Consider the following 15,771-nt stretch of genomic DNA (forward strand, 5'->3'; position numbering starts at 1 on the left):
GCCGCTGGGCCCGGCGGATGGCCCCCGCTTGAGGCGCTGGGCCTGGCGGGACGGCCCCTTGAGCCGCTGGGCCCGGCGGATGGCCCCCGCTTGAGCCGCTGGGCCCGGCGGATGGCCCCCGCTTGAGGCGCTGGGCCTGGCGGGACGGCCCCTTGAGCCGCTGGGCCCGGCGGATGGCCCCCGCTTGAGGCGCTGGGCCCGGCGGGACGGCCCCTTGAGCCGCTGGGCCCGGCGGATGGCCCCCGCTTGAGGCGCTGGGCCTGGCGGGACGGTCCTCGTTTCAGCTGCTGGGCCCGGCGGGACGGCCCCCGCTTGAGGTGCTCCGCCCGGCGGGATGGCCCGCGCTCGAGGCGCCCCGCCCGGCGGGGTGCCCTACCGTCGCCCCAGCGGCCTTCGCCGCTGGGGCGCCCGTGTCAGCCGCTCCGCTGGCCCGAAGGACGCCGTAGCAGCGTCGGGCGGCGGGTCGCCCAGCGGGCCCTGAGGTCCGTCCAGCGGTCGCCGAGGGCCCATACGACCCGCAGTGCCGAACGCGGTGCCACGACCGCACGTACCCGGGTCCGCAGGTCGGCCTGGGACCGCAGTGCCGCCCGCACCGTGCGCACGTCGTCGACGAGACCGGCCTCGGGGCGCGGCTCCCGGGCGAAGAGCACCTGTTCCACGGCACCGGCCACGCGGTGCACGGCAGTGGCGGCAGGTTCGTCCAGCGCGCCGAGGCGCACGATCCGCTCGGCGGCCCCGCGCGGGGTCAGTGCGTCGTCCGGCACCATGCCGTAGTCCCACGCCGTGTCGATGAGCTCGCGCCACAGGGCCAGGGTGTGCCCCACGGCCGCCTCTGCCACCGGGCCCGGAGAGGCCTGGCCCGGCAGGACGGTCACCTCTATGTCATCGGCGTACCGCTCGTCCGGTCGGCGGCTCCGGCCGAACGGCAGGGCCGACGACGCGTGCCGGGCGGAGGCCAGCCGCACCGACCGGCTCCGCAGCCGCCACAGCATCGGCGTCAGCGGCACCGCCGCCAGGGCCAGCCCCAGCATCGTCCACGCCAGGATCCGATACCACGGCGGCCCGTCGTCGCCGGAGACCGCCAGGGCACCCGGGGACTGACCCGGGCACGCCTCGAGTTTCCGCATGGTCGCCGAGCAACTCTCGCTCGCCGACGGGGCCGTGGACGGCGCGGCCGTCGACGACAGCGACGGCCGCGGCGCGACCGGGTTCTCCCCGCTGGGCGTGTTCGACTGCGTGTACGAGGGTGTCGTGCCCCGGTTCGGGGTCGGCTCGAAGCGGGTCCAGCCGACGCCCTCGAAGTACAGCTCCGGCCACGCGTGCGCGTCCCGCAGCCCCACCGACATGGAACCGTCCGCCTGCGGGGAGCCCGGGGTGAAACCCACCGCGACCCGGGCCGGAATCCCCAGTGTCCGGGCCATCGCGGCCATCGCGAACGAGAAGTGCACGCAGAAGCCCTGCTTGTCCCTCAGGAACCGCGCGATGGCCGACGGCCCGCTGCCGACCCGCACCCGGGTGTTGTACGTGAACCCGCCGTCGACCGCGAAGTAGTCCTGGAGTTTGACCGCCTGCTCGTAGTGGTTGGACGACCCCGCGGTCACCCTGCGGGCCGTCCGCGCCACGACCGCCGGCAGCGACCCCGGCACCTTCGTGAACTCGCGCTTCAGGGCCTCCGGGGGCTCCGCCGCCGTGGCCAGCTGCTCCGCGCTCGGCTGCACGATCAGGCTCTTGACGTCGTACTGGATGCCGCGCGTGGTCTGCCCGTGGTCGCCGACGAGTGTGCGGCCCACCGGTTCGTAGCGCCAGCTGCCCTTGATCTTCACTCTGGTCGCGGGGTACGGCATCGGCAGCCAGTCCTGTGCGTACCACTCCGCCGCCGAGATCCTCGTCTCGATCTCGGTCCGCCGCACACCGCCCGCGAGCCCGGCCGGAGTGGGGAGCGTGTCCGGCACGCCGGTGATGTGCCGCTGGGCCGGCCGCCAGGTCGTGCCGTCGAAGTCGTCCAGGGCGACGATCCGCAGGTACATGTCCTGGGTGTCGTCCGTGTTGGTGCGGTAGGCCATGACCTGGCGGTCCTCGTCCACGTTCAGGCTGTCTCGCAGCGAGACCAGGGGGTTGACCGCGGAGATCGTGTTGCCGTCGCCGAGGCCCACGCCGACACCGCCGCCGGCGCCGTCCAGCAGGCCGCCCTTGAGGGAGGGCAGCGCCAGGGGCACCACCAGGGCGACGCCCAGCGCGACCGCGCCGATGCGCCGTCCGGTGCGCACGGGGGCGACCGCGCCGCCCGGGTCCCGGTCCCGGCCCCGGGCGGCGCCCGCGAAGACACGCCCCCACTGGGAGAGCCGGTCGCGCCCCTCGGCCAGCAGCAGCATCAGATAGCCGCTCGCGGCGACGAGGAACCACAGCCAGTCGGCGGCGCCGTCGGAAAGCCCGGCGGCCACCGAGTACAGCGCGAGCAGCGGGAGCCCGGCCGGCGCCGCCGCACGGAACGTCACCGCGAGCGCGTCCACCAGGAGCCCGATCAGCAGAACCCCGCCGAGGATCATCAGCCGGATGCCGGGGGTCAGCGGCGCGGGAATCGCATACCGCCCCACGTCCTCCGTGCCCGACCGCAGCAACTCGCCGAAGTGGCGGAAGGCATCGGGGCCGGGCAGAAAGCCGGCGATGGACTGCTCGTGGGCGCAGGTCAGCGTGAGCAGCATCAGGCCGACGACCACCTGGCAGGCGATGGTCAGCGGACGCGCCAGCGGCACGCGCCGGGCCAGTGCACCGACCCCGGTCTGCACCGCGACCAGCAACGCCGCCTGGAAGAGCCAGGTCGTCGGGGACACCAGGGGCAGCAGCGCGCACGACGCCGCCAGCGTCGCCGCCGCGGCACACAGTGCCAGCCGGGCCCGCCCGCTCATGACCGTCCCTCCGCGCCGCTCACGGCGCCCACGCCCGTGCGCTGCCGCTCCGCCTCGCGCCACAGCTCCGCGAGCGGCGCACCCCGGGGCACGGCCAGCGCCGTCCAGCCCGCCTCACGCAGCATCCGCAGCCGTTCCCCGGTGCGGTCCACGGGGCCCGGCACATCGGTCTGCTCGCGCCCCCAGGTGGCGCTGTCCAGCAGGAACGCCAGCGCGCCGCCGCTGCGCCTGCTCATCTTGGCGGCCACCGAGGCCTGCTCCTCGTCAAGGTCGCCGAAGAAGGCGACCAGCAGTCCCTCGTTCCCGCCGCGCAGCACGTCGTAGGCTCGGGACAGGCCCGTGCCGTCCGAGTGGTCGATCACGGCGAGCATGTCCATCATCAGCCCGGCCGCGTCCGCGGATTCCTGGCTCGCGCCGGCGAACCCATCCGCTCCCTCGCCGGGCACCGAGCTGCCCGTGTCCGTCAACAGCCTGATCGAGAAGCCCCGTTCGAGCATGTGCACCAGCGTGGACGCGGCGCCCGAGACCGCCCATTCGAAGGCCGAGTCCGGGCCGGCGCCCTGGAAGGCCATGCCCCGGGTGTCGAGCAGCACCGTGCACCTGGCCCGCTGGGGCTGTTCCTCACGGCGCACCATCAGCTCGCCGTAGCGCGCGGTGGAGCGCCAGTGCACCCGGCGCAGATCGTCGCCGCGGCGGTAGCCGCGCGGGATCACGTCGTCCTCTCCGGCCAGCGCCAGCGAGCGCTGGCGCCCGTCGCCGTAGCCCCTCGCCTCGCCCGTGAGCCGTACGGGCGGCAGCGGCTCCACGCGCGGGACGACCGTCAGGGTGTCGTAGGTGGAGAAGGCCCGGGTCAGTTCGCACATCCCGAAGGGATCGGTCAGACGCAGCTGGAGGGGGCCCAGCGGATAGCGGCCGCGCAGGTCCGAGCGGACGCGGTAGGACACCTCTCGCCGGCCTCCCGGCTCCACCCGGTCCAGCACGAAGCGGGGGCGCGGCCCGAGGACGTAGGGCACCCGGTCCTGGAGCATCAGCAGCCCGGTGGGCAGCCGTGAGACGTTGTCCATCCGCAGATGGACGCGGGCCTCGGAGCCGGCGGGAACGCGCCCGGGGGACAGGCGGCGGCTGCCGGCCACCCGGTAGCGCGTGCGGTGGAGCACCGTCGCGCAGACCAGGGGCAGCACCGCCAGCAGCAGGCCCACCCGCAGCAGATCGCTCTGTCCGAGGACGTAGGCACAGATGGCGGCCGCGATCCCGGCGGCGAGGAAGGACCGCCCGCGCGTGGTCAGCCCGGCGAGCGCGGTGCGCAGCCCTCCCCGGTCGTCCCGGGCGCCGGGCGCCGTCCCCCCGTGTGTCATCACAGCCCCCGGGGCGGCTGCTGGCCGTAGCCCCGGCCCATGGTGAGACCGGACTGCTGATGTGCCGCGGGCACCGGGGTGCTCTGGAGGATCTCCTGGACGACCTGCTCCGCCGTACGGCGGCCCAGCTGGGCCTGCGCGGTGGGCAGCAGACGGTGGGCCAGGACCGCCACGGCGAGGGCCTGTACGTCGTCCGGCAGGGCGTACTCCCGGCCGGACAGGGCAGCGGACGCCTTCGCCGCGCGCAGCAGGTGCAGGGTGGCGCGCGGCGAGGCGCCGAGTCTGAGGTCGGGGTGCGTGCGCGTGGCGGCGACCAGGTCCACCGCGTAGCGCCGGACCGCCTCGGCGACGTGGACCCCCCGGACGGCCTCGATCAGCTTCACGATCTCGTGCGCGTGCGCCACCGGCTGGAGGTCGTCCAGCGGGCTCACCCCGCCGTGGATGTCGAGCATCTGGAGCTCGGCGTCCGCGCTGGGGTAGCCGATGGAGACACGGGCCATGAAGCGGTCCCGCTGCGCCTCGGGCAGCGGATAGGTGCCCTCCATCTCCACCGGGTTCTGGGTGGCGACCACCATGAAGGGGCTGGGCAGCTCGTAGGTCTGGCCGTCGATGGTGACCTGGCGCTCCTCCAACGACTCCAGCAGCGCCGACTGGGTCTTGGGGGAGGCGCGGTTGATCTCGTCGCCGATCACGATCTGGGCGAAGATCGCGCCCGGCTTGAACTCGAAGTCCCGCCGTTGCTGGTCCCAGATGGACACGCCCGTGATGTCCGAGGGCAGCAGGTCCGGTGTGAACTGGATGCGCCGCACCGAGCAGTCGATGGAGCGTGCCAGCGCCTTGGCGAGCATCGTCTTGCCGACGCCGGGGACATCCTCGATCAGAAGATGTCCCTCGGCGAGCAGCACGGTCAGTGAAAGCCGTACGACCTCGGGCTTGCCCTCGATCACTCCTTCCACCGAACTGCGGACGCGCTCCACAGTGGCGGTCAGATCAGTAAGGCTCGCTCGATCGTCATAGGTCGTCACCCGGCCCTCCTCGGCCCGTACTTTCTCCGGGCCGACGCTCTGCGATGCGGACCGGCCCACCCCGAACACGGACACCACGCGGGACAAGTTCCGCGTGACGCCACCCCCGCATTGTTGTTGCCGTTACCGGTTCGTGTCACTCGGCTGTGGATAACTGGCTGCGATATGTCGGCCTTACGGCCTTTTTGGCCCACTGGAGCGGAGAATCTTGCCCGAATGGGTGTTCGTGAACGGCGTGGTGAAGGGACGAAGCGGACGCCGGGACGCGCCGTTACGCCGGGTCGACCTCCCGCAGCAGACCCGTCTTGACGTCGAAGACGAAGCCTCGTATGTCGTCGGTGTGGAGCAGGAACGGAGAGGTTCGCACGCGCTGCATCGACTGCCGGACGTCCTGGTCGACGTCGCGGAAGGCCTCGACCGCCCAGGCGGGCCGCTGGCCGACCTCCATCTCCAGCTCGTGCCGGAACTCCTCGGTCAGGGATTCCAGGCCGCAGCCGGTGTGGTGGATCAGCACGACGCTGCGGGTGCCCAGCGCCCGCTGGCTGATGGTGAGGGAGCGGATCACGTCGTCGGTGACGACGCCGCCCGCGTTGCGGATGGTGTGGCAGTCGCCCAGCTCCAGACCGAGCGCGGCGTGCAGGTCCAGTCGGGCGTCCATGCAGGCCACCACCGCGACCTGGAGCACGGGACGGGCGTCCATCCCGGGATCCGTGAACGCGGCGGCGTAGCGCTGGTTGGCCTCCACGAGGCGATCGGTGACGGTACCCACCATGGCGCCTTCGGGACCGGCGGGTACGGATGCAGAAGTCGTCATACCCATGACGTTACTGGTCACCGCCGATACAGGCCTGCTGTGAGAGTGGACAAAGACCGTCATGCCCCCTTGTTGTGACGTAATCCACACAGAGGGTGAGCCCTCTGTCGGACGGGTGACTGTCCTCGTCTCGCCCGCCGTGGCGGGCCGGACGGGCGACGCGCAGGCCCGTTGATTGACCGCAAGACAGGGTGGACTAAAGTGACGCGAAGTGGGAGGCGAGACGCTCTCCCCGCGGACTGTTCAACCCAGGAGACACCGGACGCGCACCGGTTTCTCCCCGCGTGCGCGGCGCGTACGTACGGCTCGGCCTCCTCCCGCTCCCGGTCGGCTGACGCCTCCGGCGCCGGCGGGCCACTTCTTCAGGGGGACCTCCCCAGCGTCGTTCCGGGGCAGGGCGGCCGGCCGTGCGGGCCGGCGCGCCGGATCTGAGAGGCCCCCTTGAGCAAGAGTCGACACGTGCCCGTCATGCTCCGGCAGTGTCTGGACATGCTGGCCCCGGCCCTCGCCGAGCCGGGGGCCGTCGTCGTCGACTGCACCCTCGGGCTCGGCGGCCACAGCGAGGCGCTGCTGACCCGGTTCCCCGAGGCGCGGCTCGTGGCACTGGACCGCGACAAGGAGGCGCTGCGCCTGTCCGGGGAGCGGCTCGCCCCCTTCGGGGAGCGCGCCACGCTGGTGCACGCCGTCTACGACGAACTCCCGGAGGTGCTCGACCGGCTGGGCCTCCCGCGCGTCCAGGGAGTTCTCTTCGACCTCGGTGTCTCCTCCATGCAACTCGACGAGGCGGAGCGCGGCTTCGCGTACGCACAGGACGCCCCGCTCGACATGCGCATGGACCAGACGACGGGCGTCAGCGCCGCCGAGGTCCTCAACACCTACCCGCCGGGCGAACTCGTGCGGATCCTGCGGGCGTACGGCGAGGAGAAGCAGGCCAAGCGGATCGTGGCCGCGATCGTGCGCGAACGCGAGAAGGAGCCGTTCACCACCAGCGCACGGCTCGTGGAGCTGATCCGGGACGCGCTGCCGCAGGCGGCCAAGCGGACCGGTGGCAATCCCGCCAAGCGCACCTTCCAGGCGCTGCGCATCGAGGTCAACGGCGAACTCGCCGTCCTGGAGAGGGCGATCCCCGCGGCCGTGAAGTCCCTCGCCGTCGGCGGGCGGATCGCCGTGCTCTCCTACCACTCCCTCGAAGACCGCCTGGTCAAGCAGGTGTTCGCGGCGGGCGCCGCGAACACCGCACCCCCCGGGCTCCCGGTCGTCCCCGAACAGCACCAGCCCCGGCTCAAGCTCCTCACACGCGGTGCCGAACTTCCCAGCGAGGAGGAGGTCGCCGAGAACCGCCGGGCGGCGCCGGCGCGCCTGCGCGGCGCCGAGCGCATCCGCGAGGACGCCGAGTGAGTCTGACGAGAGGGGTGGGCGAGTGAACGGAACAGCCGCGGGACGCCCGGGCGCGCGGGAGGCCGTGTGAGCAGGACACCCGAACTCAAGGGACGGGCCGCCCGGCTCGCGCGCCTCATCCCGGTCGGCGGGGGCGGCGCCGCCGCCCGTACCCCGTTCGTGCTGCTCGTCGTCCTGCTGCTCGGCGGCGGGCTCATCGGACTCCTCGTGCTGAACTCCGCGCTCAGCGAGGGCGCGTTCAAGCTCGACGACCTCCAGAGGCAGACCAAGAACCTCACCGACGAGGAGCAGGCCCTCCAGCGGGACGTGGACGCCTACTCCGCCCCGGACGCCCTCCAGCGCCGCGCTCGCGAACTCGGCATGGTCCCCGGCGGCGACCCCGCGTTCCTCAATCCCGACGGCACCGTCAAGGGCGTCCCCTCGGCCGCCGCCCAGGAGCCCGCGGCGAGTCCCGCGGCGAGTCCCGCGGCGCTGCACCCGCCCGAGGTGCTCAGCCCGTATCCGGTCGCCACGGGGCAGCCGTCCCCGAGCGCCACGGTGCCCTCCTCCCCGAGTACGCCGGCGCCGCCGTCCCCGGGCACTCCCGCGCCGTCCCGTTCCGCGACCGCGCCCCCCACCCCGCCCGCACGCCCCTCCCCGACCCCCGGCAGGTGACGGAAGTGTCCGACAGGGAACCGCCACGCCGCCGCGTGCCCGGCCCCGCCCGGCCCGTGCGCCCCGACGCCCGGCGCCGTCCGGGCTCCGGCGCCCGTCCCGGCCCCGGCGCCCGCCCCGCGCGCCGCCCGGCCCCGGCCCGTGGCCCCGCGCCCCGCGGCATCCGGCTCGGCAGCCCCCGCCCCCGGCTGCGCCTGGTCGGGCTCGCCCTGACCCTCGTGATGCTCGCCTTCGTCGTACGGCTGCTCCAGGTGCAGGCCGTGGACGCGAGCGCGTACGCCGCCAAGGCCGACCAGAACCGTTATGTGGGCCGCACCCTGGCCGCCGTACGCGGCGAGATCACCGATCACAACGGAGTCGAGCTGGCGACCAGTGTGGACGCGTATGACATCACCGCCGACCCCACGCTCTTCACCCCGGAGTCCACCAAGACCTCCGATGCCCCCGAGCAGGCCGCCGCGCTGCTCGCCCCGATCATCGGCCAGGACACCGCCGAGGTCGTCAGGAAGCTCAAGACCCCGCACACCCGCTATGTCCTCCTCGCCCACCGCCAGACCCCCCAGGTCTGGAATCAGATCAAGGACCTGAAGAACACGCTGGCGGCCAAGGCCGGCACCGACAGGAGCACGGTGAACGTGCTCGCCGGCGTCCTGGCCGAGCCCACCAGCAAGCGCGTCTACCCGAACGGCGATCTCGCCGCCGGGATACTGGGCTGGGTCAACGCCGAGGGCAAGGGCGGGGGCGGCATCGAACAGCAGCTGAACAAGGAGCTGGCCGGCAAGGACGGCAAGATCCGCTACGCCCAGTCCGGCGGCCGGCTGGTGCCGACCGCGGGCTCCGCCGAGACCCCCGCCGTGGCCGGCACCGACGTGGAGCTCACCATCGACCGCGACATCCAGTGGGCCGCCCAGAACGCCATCACCGAGCAGGTGAAGAAGTCCAAGGCGGACCGCGGCTACGTGGTGGTGCAGGACACCCGCACCGGCCAGATCCTGGCCATGGCGAACTCGCCCGGCTTCGATCCGAACGACCTCTCCAAGGCCAGTTCGGCGGCCCTCGGCAACGCGGCCCTTCAGGACGCGTACGAGCCCGGCTCCACCGCCAAGGTCATGACGATGGCCGCCGTGCTCCAGGAGAACGCCGCCACCCCCATGACCCACGTCACGGTGCCCAACCGGCTGCACCGCGGCGACCGGCTGTTCGCGGACGACATCGACCACCCGACCTGGTACCTCACGCTCAACGGCGTGCTGGCCAAGTCCAGCAACATCGGCACCATCCTGGCCGCCGGCCAGCTCGGCAAGACCCAGGAGGCGGCCAACCGGGTCCTCTACTCGTATCTGCGCGGGTTCGGCATCGGGGGTTCCACCGGACTCGGGTTCCCGGGCGAGACGAAGGGCATCCTCGCGCCGCCCGGCAAGTGGTCGACCTCGCAGCAGTACACGATTCCTTTCGGCCAAGGCGTATCGATCAACGCGGTACAGGCCGCCTCCGTCTACTCGACCATCGCCAACGGCGGCGTCCGCGTCGAACCGACCCTGGTGCGCGGTACCAAGGGCCCGGACGGCCGCTTCACCCCGGCCCCCAAACCCGGGAAGACCAGGGTCGTCAGCGCCAAGACGGCGAAGACTCTCGCCCAGATGCTGGAGTCCGTCGTGGACGACGAGCAGGGCACGGGCATCAAGGCGCGCATCCCGGGGTACCGGGTCGCGGGCAAGACGGGTACGGCCAACCGCGTGGATCCGGCCACCGGCAAGTACCGCGGTTACACGTCCTCCTTCGCCGGGTTCGCCCCCGCGGACCGCCCCCGCGTCACCGTCTACTGCGCCATCCAGAACGCCACCAAGGGCAGCTACTTCGGCGGCCAGATCTGCGGTCCCATCTTCAAGCAGGTCATGGAGTTCGCCCTGAAGACCCTCCAGGTCCCGCCCACCGGGGCCGAGGCCGCGAACCTGCCCGTCACGTTCACCCCGTGATCAGCACCACGGAAGAGACCGACCAGGAACCAGCTCGTGACAACGATCACTCCCGACCCCGGGAACCACACCCCGTCCCAGCCCTCACTTCGCTCCACCCCGGGTACGCCCGGTACGCTCACCGCCGTGCCACACGCTGATCAGTCCCAAACCACCCAGAAGGCCGCTTCCGTGACATACCCGGGACCGCCGCGACCGGTTCACGTCTCCGCCGTCCCCCTCGCGGAGCTCGCCGATCAGCCGGGTGTCACCGCCCCGAAGGCCCCGGTCGGCGCGGTCGAGGTCACGGGCATCACCCATGACTCGCGCTCCATCCGCCCGGGTGACCTGTACGCCGCCCTGCCCGGGGCCCGCCTGCACGGAGCCGACTTCGTCACCCAGGCCGCCGGCCTCGGCGCGGTCGCCGTGCTGACCGACCCGACGGGCGCCGAGCGGGCCGCCGCCACCGGGCTGCCGGTCCTGGTGGCCGACGACCCGCGCGCCCGGATGGGCGAGCTGGCGGCCACGATCTACGGCCACCCGGGCCGCGACCTGCTCCAGATCGGCATCACCGGCACCTCCGGCAAGACCACGACCGCGTACCTCGTCGAGGGCGGTCTGAGAACGGTCCGGTCCACCGGACTGATCGGCACCGTCGAGATGCGCATCGGCGACGAGCGCATCAAGTCCGAGCGCACCACCCCCGAAGCAACCGACTTGCAGGCCCTGTTCGCGGTCATGCGCGAGCGCGGAGTCGAGGCCGTCGCCATGGAGGTCTCCAGCCACGCGCTGGTCCTCGGCCGCGTCGACGGTTGCGTCTTCGACATCGCCGTCTTCACCAACCTCAGCCCGGAACACATGGAGTTCCACTCCGACATGGAGGACTACTACCGGGCCAAGGCACAGCTGTTCACAGCGAAACGCAGTCGGCGCGGTGTGGTGAACCTCGACGACGAATACGGCCGTCGGCTGGTGAAGGAGGCCGGCGTCCCGGTCGTCACCTTCTCCGCGGAGGGCCATCCGGACGCCGACTGGCGAGCCGAGGAGGTGCGGATCGGCCCGCTGGACGCCACGTTCACGGTGGTCGGCCCCAAGGAGCAGCGGATCGCCGCGAAGTCGCCGCTGGCCGGTCCCTTCAACGTGGCCAACACCCTCGCCGCGATCGTCGCCCTCGCCGAGGCCGGTGTGGACCCGCAGACCGCCGCCGACGGCGTCGCCGCCGTGCCGGGCGTCCCGGGGCGCCTGGAGCGCGTGGACGCCGGGCAGCCCTACCTCGCGGTCGTGGACTACGCCCACAAGACCGACGCCGTCGAGTCGGTGCTGCGCGCCCTGCGCAAGGTCACCGAGGGGAGGCTGCACGTGGTGCTCGGCTGCGGCGGCGACCGGGACACCACCAAGCGCGCCCCGATGGGTGCCGCCGCCGCCCGGCTCGCGGACACGGCCGTACTGACCTCCGACAACCCCCGCTCCGAGGACCCCCTCGCGATCCTCGCCACCATGCTCCAGGGCGCGGCCTCCGTGCCCGCACACGAGCGCGGCGAGGTGCAGGTCTTCGAGGACCGGGCCGCCGCCATCGCCGCCGCCGTCGCGCGCGCGCGGCCCGGGGACACCGTGCTGGTCGCGGGCAAGGGCCACGAGCAGGGCCAGGACATCGCCGGGGTGGTCCGTCCGTTCGACGACCGCCAGGTGCTTCGCGAAGCTATCCAGAAGACCCAGGGATGAACTTGTGATCGCCCTCTCCCTCGCCGAGATCGCAGAAGTCGTCGGCGGGCAGAAGCATGACATACCGGATCCGTCCGTCCAGGTCACCGGGCCCGTGGTCCGGGACTCCCGAGAGGTGGAGCCCGGCTGCCTCTTCGTCGCCTTCGTCGGCGAACGCGTGGACGGCCACGACTTCGCGCACGCGGTCGTCGGGGACGGCGCCGTCGCCGTGCTGGCGTCCCGCTCCGTCGGCGTGCCGGCGATCGTCGTGGACGACGTCCAGACGGCCCTCGGCGCCCTCGCCCGCCATGTCGTACAGCGCCTGGGGGCCACCCTCGTGGCGCTCACCGGCTCCGCGGGCAAGACCAGCACCAAGGACCTCATCGCCCAGGTGCTCCAGCACAAGGCGCCGACCGTGTGGACGCCCGGCTCGCTCAACAACGAGATCGGGCTGCCGCTGACCGCCCTCAGCGCCACCGCGGAGACCAGGTTCCTCGTCCTGGAGATGGGCGCCCGCGGCATCGGCCACATCCGCTACCTCACCGGCCTGACCCCGCCGAGGATTGGGCTGGTGCTCAACGTGGGCACCGCCCACATCGGGGAGTTCGGCGGCCGTGAGCAGATCGCACAGGCGAAGGGAGAACTGGTCGAGAGCCTGCCCTCCAAGGACGAGGGCGGCGTCGCGGTCCTCAACGCCGACGATCCGCTCGTACGCGCCATGGCGTCCCGTACGACGGCGAAGATCGTCCTTTTCGGAGAGTCCGACGAAGCGGACGTACGCGCCGAGAACGTGAGACTCACGGACAGTGGACAGCCGGCCTTCAGCCTTCACACACCCTCCGGGTGCAGCGATGTGACCATGCGCCTGTACGGTGAGCACCACGTGTCGAACGCGCTCGCCGCGGCCGCCGTCGCCCATGAGCTGGGCATGTCCGCGGAAGAGATCGCCACCGCGCTCTCCGAGGCGGGCTCCCTCTCCCGCTGGCGTATGGAGGTCACCGAGCGCCCGGACGGCGTGACGATCGTCAACGACGCCTACAACGCGAACCCCGAGTCCATGCGGGCCGCCCTGCGCGCCCTGGCAGCCATGGGCAAGGGGCGGCGGACCTGGGCGGTGCTCGGCAAGATGGCCGAGCTCGGGGACGAGGCGCTCGCCGAGCACGACGCGGTCGGACGGCTCGCCGTCCGGCTCAACGTCAGCAAGCTCGTCGCGGTCGGGGACAGGGAAGCGTCCTGGCTGCAACTGGGCGCATATAACGAGGGTTCGTGGGGTGAGGAGTCGGTGCACGTGTCCGACGCACAGGCGGCGGTCGACCTGTTGCGCAGCGAGTTGCGCCCGGGAGACGTCGTACTCGTGAAGGCGTCCCGGTCGGTCGGGCTCGAGAGCGTGGCGCAGGCGCTGCTCGAGACCGGTGCCGAGGGTGAGGTTGCCGCCCGATGATGAAGCAGATCCTGTTCGCAGGAGTCATTGGTCTCTTTTTCACTCTGATCGGCACCCCGCTGCTGATCAAGCTGCTGGCCCGCAAGGGCTACGGCCAGTACATCCGTGACGACGGCCCGCGCGAGCACCACAGCAAGCGCGGTACGCCGACCATGGGCGGTATCGCCTTCATCCTGGCGACGATCGCCGCGTACTTCCTGTCCAAGGTGATCACCGGCAAGCCGCCGACCTTCTCCGGAGTGCTGGTGCTCGGCCTGATGGCAGGCATGGGTCTGGTCGGCTTCCTGGACGACTACATCAAGATCGTCAAGCGGCGGTCGCTGGGTCTGCGGGCCAAGGCGAAGATGGCCGGCCAGCTGATCGTGGGCATCGCCTTCGCTGTGCTCGCCCTTCAGTTCGCCGACAGCCGCGGCAACACCCCGGCCTCCACCAAGCTCTCGTTCGTCCAGGACTTCGGCTGGACCATCGGCCCGGTGCTCTTCGTGGTCTGGGCGATCTTCATGATCCTCGCCATGTCGAACGGCGTGAACCTCACCGACGGCCTCGACGGCCTCGCCACGGGTGCCTCCGTGCTCGTCTTCGGCGCGTACACGTTCATCGGCGTCTGGCAGTTCCAGGAGTCCTGCGCCAACGCGCAGACCCTGACCAACCCGGCCGCCTGCTACGAGGTGCGGGACCCGCTCGACCTGGCGGTCGTGTCCTCCGCGCTGATGGGTGCCTGCCTCGGCTTCCTGTGGTGGAACACGTCGCCCGCCAAGATCTTCATGGGTGACACGGGTTCGCTGGCCCTGGGCGGTGCGCTCGCCGGTCTCGCGATCTGCTCCCGCACCGAACTGCTGCTCGCGCTCCTCGGCGGTCTCTTCGTCCTGATCACCATGTCGGTGGTCATCCAGGTCGGCTCGTTCCGGCTGACCGGAAAGCGCGTCTTCAGGATGGCCCCGCTCCAGCACCACTTCGAGCTCAAGGGGTGGTCCGAGGTCCTTGTCGTGGTCCGCTTCTGGATCATTCAGGGCATCTGCGTGATCGTGGGACTTGGCATCTTCTACGCGGGATGGGCAGCGGAAAAGTGACCGACTGGCAGGGGAAGCACGTCACCGTCGCCGGGCTCGGCGTCTCCGGCGTCCCGGCGGCCAAGGTGCTGCACGGGCTCGGCGCGGTCGTGACCGTCGTCAACGACGGCGACGACGAGCGGGCCCGGGCGCAGGCCGCGGAGCTCCGGGCGCTCGGCATCACCGTGCGCCTCGGCGACGGCGCCACCCTGCCCGAAGGCACCCAGCTGATCGTCACCGCGCCCGGCTGGAAGCCGGACAAGCCGCTGTTCGCCGCGGCGGCGCGGGCAGGCGTCCCCGTCTGGGGCGACGTCGAGCTGGCCTGGCGGCTGAGGGGCCCCGACGCGGCCCCCTGGCTCGCGGTCACGGGCACCAACGGCAAGACCACGACCGTGCAGATGCTCGCCTCGATCCTGAAGGCCGCGGGCCTGCGCACGGCCGCCGTCGGCAACATCGGGGTCTCGCTGCTGGACGTCGTCCTCGGCGAGGAGCAGTACGACGTCCTGGCAGTGGAGTTGTCGAGCTACCAGCTCCACTGGGCGCCGTCGCTGCGCGCCCACTCCGCGGTGGTGCTCAACCTGGCGCCCGACCACCTCGACTGGCACGGCTCGATGGAGGCGTACGCCGCCGACAAGGGCCGTGTCTACGAGGGCAATCGGGTCGCCTGCGTCTACAACGTCGCCGACAAGGCGACCGAGGATCTTGTGCGCGAGGCGGACGTCGAGGAGGGCTGCCGGGCCATCGGTTTCACGCTGGGCACGCCCGCGCCCTCCCAACTCGGCGTCGTGGACGGCATCCTGGTCGACCGCGCCTTCGTCGAGCACCGGCACAAGAACGCGCAGGAACTCGCCGAGGTCTCGGACGTGAACCCGCCGGCCCCGCACAACGTGGCCAACGCCCTTGCCGCCGCGGCCCTCGCGCGCGCCTTCGGGGTTCCCGCCCAGGCCGTACGGGACGGTCTGCGGTCCTTCACGCCGGACGCGCACCGCATCGCGCACGTGGCGGACGTGGACGGGGTCGCCTACATCGACGACTCCAAGGCCACCAACACGCACGCCGCGCAAGCCTCGTTGGCGGCGTACGAGTCGATCGTCTGGATCGCGGGCGGGCTCGCCAAGGGCGCCACCTTCGACGAGCTGGTCGCGGGAGCGGCGAAACGGCTCCGGGGTGCGGTGCTCATCGGAGCGGACCGTGCGCTGATCCGTGAAGCCCTTGCGCGACACGCGCCGGAAGTACCCGTCGTCGACCTCGAACGGACCGACACTGGGGCGATGCGTGCGGCCGTGCGGGAGGCGCGGCGGCTGGCCGGCGCGGGTGACACGGTGTTGCTGGCACCGGCCTGTGCCTCCATGGACATGTTCGCCAACTACAACCAGCGCGGGGACGCGTTCGCGGAGGCCGTTCGCGAACTCGACGCGGGCGCCTGACGGCGGTCTCGGCCACGGCGGGTGCCCCGGGACCCTTGGAGGGACG

General features: G+C 72.1%; 11 protein-coding genes. 7 read left to right on the forward strand and 4 right to left on the reverse strand.

The window, feature by feature from the left end; all coding sequences use genetic code 11:
* Positions 1-413 precede the first annotated feature (413 nt).
* From ABZ823_RS11885 to ABZ823_RS11900, 4 genes are all read right to left on the reverse strand, one after another.
* Entirely contained in the window at positions 414-2,906 is a 2,493-nt protein-coding gene (locus ABZ823_RS11885; protein WP_361657359.1) for a DUF3488 and transglutaminase-like domain-containing protein, read from the reverse strand.
* Entirely contained in the window at positions 2,903-4,261 is a 1,359-nt protein-coding gene (locus ABZ823_RS11890; RefSeq protein ID WP_361657362.1) for a DUF58 domain-containing protein, read from the reverse strand. Before ABZ823_RS11890 ends, ABZ823_RS11885 begins: the two co-directional genes overlap by 4 nt.
* Entirely contained in the window at positions 4,261-5,286 is a 1,026-nt protein-coding gene (locus ABZ823_RS11895; RefSeq protein WP_361657365.1) for a MoxR family ATPase, read from the reverse strand. Before ABZ823_RS11895 ends, ABZ823_RS11890 begins: the two co-directional genes overlap by 1 nt.
* Positions 5,287-5,557: 271 nt before the next feature.
* The gene (locus tag ABZ823_RS11900; protein WP_361657368.1) at positions 5,558-6,100 is read right to left on the reverse strand and encodes a carbonic anhydrase; all 543 of its coding nucleotides are present in this window, start codon (positions 6,098-6,100) and stop codon (positions 5,558-5,560) included.
* A 441-nt stretch (positions 6,101-6,541) separates the two neighbouring features.
* Here ABZ823_RS11900 and rsmH point away from each other — a divergent pair, with 441 nt between their 5' ends.
* The 7 genes from rsmH to murD all read left to right on the forward strand — a co-directional run bounded on the left by rsmH (position 6,542) and on the right by murD (position 15,725).
* Entirely contained in the window at positions 6,542-7,498 is a 957-nt protein-coding gene (gene rsmH, locus ABZ823_RS11905; protein ID WP_361657370.1) for a 16S rRNA (cytosine(1402)-N(4))-methyltransferase RsmH, read from the forward strand.
* Between the two features lie 66 nt (positions 7,499-7,564).
* On the forward strand, positions 7,565-8,152 hold the full coding sequence (locus ABZ823_RS11910; protein WP_361657373.1) for a septum formation initiator family protein: 588 nt from the start codon (positions 7,565-7,567) through the stop codon (positions 8,150-8,152).
* Positions 8,153-8,157: 5 nt separating this feature from the next.
* Complete coding sequence (locus ABZ823_RS11915) at positions 8,158-10,128, forward strand: penicillin-binding protein 2 (RefSeq protein ID WP_361657376.1); 1,971 nt, start codon at positions 8,158-8,160, stop codon at positions 10,126-10,128.
* Between the two features lie 171 nt (positions 10,129-10,299).
* On the forward strand, positions 10,300-11,829 hold the full coding sequence (locus tag ABZ823_RS11920) for a UDP-N-acetylmuramoyl-L-alanyl-D-glutamate--2,6-diaminopimelate ligase (RefSeq protein ID WP_361657541.1): 1,530 nt from the start codon (positions 10,300-10,302) through the stop codon (positions 11,827-11,829).
* Positions 11,830-11,833: 4 nt separating this feature from the next.
* On the forward strand, positions 11,834-13,249 hold the full coding sequence (gene murF / locus ABZ823_RS11925; RefSeq protein ID WP_361657378.1) for a UDP-N-acetylmuramoyl-tripeptide--D-alanyl-D-alanine ligase: 1,416 nt from the start codon (positions 11,834-11,836) through the stop codon (positions 13,247-13,249).
* Positions 13,246-14,319, forward strand: a complete 1,074-nt coding sequence (gene mraY / locus ABZ823_RS11930; protein ID WP_361657381.1) for a phospho-N-acetylmuramoyl-pentapeptide-transferase — start codon at positions 13,246-13,248, stop codon at positions 14,317-14,319. Before murF ends, mraY begins: the two co-directional genes overlap by 4 nt.
* Complete coding sequence (murD, locus tag ABZ823_RS11935) at positions 14,301-15,725, forward strand: UDP-N-acetylmuramoyl-L-alanine--D-glutamate ligase (RefSeq protein WP_361657384.1); 1,425 nt, start codon at positions 14,301-14,303, stop codon at positions 15,723-15,725. The genes mraY and murD overlap by 19 nt, the downstream gene beginning before the upstream one ends.
* The last annotated feature ends 46 nt before the right edge of the window (positions 15,726-15,771 follow it).

It is taken from the genome of Streptomyces sp. NPDC047079, assembly GCF_040643755.1.
Taxonomy (GTDB): Bacteria; Actinomycetota; Actinomycetes; order Streptomycetales; family Streptomycetaceae; genus Streptomyces.

Excerpts from the sequence above, each read along its gene's own strand:
- ABZ823_RS11885 (WP_361657359.1), bottom strand. The coding sequence starts at position 2,906 with ATGAGCGGGCGGGCCCGGCTGGCACTGTGTGCCGCGGCGGCGACGCTG.
- ABZ823_RS11890 (WP_361657362.1), bottom strand. The coding sequence starts at position 4,261 with ATGACACACGGGGGGACGGCGCCCGGCGCCCGGGACGACCGGGGAGGG.
- ABZ823_RS11900 (WP_361657368.1), bottom strand. The coding sequence starts at position 6,100 with ATGACGACTTCTGCATCCGTACCCGCCGGTCCCGAAGGCGCCATGGTG.
- mraY (WP_361657381.1), top strand. The coding sequence starts at position 13,246 with ATGATGAAGCAGATCCTGTTCGCAGGAGTCATTGGTCTCTTTTTCACT.
- murD (WP_361657384.1), top strand. The coding sequence starts at position 14,301 with ATGGGCAGCGGAAAAGTGACCGACTGGCAGGGGAAGCACGTCACCGTC.